The organism is Polaromonas sp. P1_G4 (genome assembly GCF_056405475.1).
This window is the reverse complement of the sequence record NZ_JBFUCA010000830.1, coordinates 1-1,244: the sequence shown is the minus strand read 5'-3', so window position 1 is coordinate 1,244 and position 1,244 is coordinate 1. Positions and strand designations below refer to the sequence as shown.

Here is a 1,244-nt window from a genome sequence, read left to right as displayed (position 1 = left end):
GCCCGTACCTTTTCTGAAAACTCTGGCGCAGGCGCTGACCCAGATCACCGACTTCCTGCTGGCCAACCCGACCCGCATGGACGGCGAACTGCAGGATTTTTATTTCGAGGCACTGCACTTTTCGCGCATGGCTGAAGACTTTGGCGAACACTCGCTGTTTGACGTGACGCTGCAGCAGGAAGCCGGCCGCGACGCGCTGGGCCAGGTACTCGGCCAGCAGCTCGCGGTGCTCAACATCCGCAATGTGGTGCCTGCGCCCTTCCTGGCGCCGCGTTTTGCCGCCGCGCAGTCGACGGCACTCTTCTCTGCCACGCTAAGCCCGCAAAACTACTACGCCGACACGCTCGGCCTGCCGGCCGGCACGGTCTGGACAGAGGTGGAATCGCCCTTCCTGGCTGAGCAGCTGCAGGTCTCGGTGGTGAGCGACGTCTCCACGCGCTTTCAACACCGTGACGATTCGCTTTCGCCCATCGTCGACCTGATGGCCCGGCAGTATGAAAGCCGGCCCGGTAATTACCTGGCGTTCCTGAGCAGCTACGACTACCTGCAAAAACTGGTCACGCTGTTCCGGCGGCGCTACCCGCATATTCCCGTGTGGGAACAGACGCGCGGCATGGAAGAAGCCGCGCGCGACGCCTTCCTGGCGCGCTTCACGCAGGCCTCGCAAGGCATCGGCTTTGCGGTGCTGGGCGGCTCGTTCGCCGAAGGCATAGACCTGCCGGGCGACCGGCTGATAGGCGCGTTCATCGCCACACTCGGTTTGCCGCAGGTCAATGCTGTGAACGAGCAAATCCGCGAGCGCATGGGTGTCAACTTCGGCGCGGCCCAGAGCTACGACTACACCTACCTTTATCCCGGTCTGCAGAAAGTCGTGCAGGCGGCCGGACGGGTCATACGCACCACCTCGGATCGCGGCGTGGTCTATCTCATGGACGACCGCTTCACACGGCCCGAAGTACAAAGCCTGCTGCCGGGATGGTGGAAGGTGGCGCGGCTGCGCGCCAGGCGGCGGGAACCGGCCGCGGCGTTGTCGGCGCCCCACTCACTGAATCACTAAAGCAAAAGCCCGCGTCCGCGGGCTTTTGCCTGCACGACCGTGAAGGCCGCTCACCATGCGGGGCCTAGAACACGCCCAGCAGCATGAGGATAAGAACCACACTAAGGGGAACACCCAGTAACCAGGCAATGAGAGGCATTTGATTCTCCTGAAAGTTGTCAAATTGAAGACAACTTCAATGTAGATT

At 62.2% G+C, this 1,244-nt stretch carries 1 protein-coding gene; it reads left to right on the top strand.

What is annotated here, in order from left to right; genetic code table 11:
* Window positions 1-1,057, top strand: a 1,057-nt coding sequence (locus tag AC1D1X_RS23750) for an ATP-dependent DNA helicase (protein ID WP_477699406.1), incomplete at its 5' end; no start/stop codon positions are given.
* Between the last annotated feature and the right edge of the window lie 187 nt (window positions 1,058-1,244).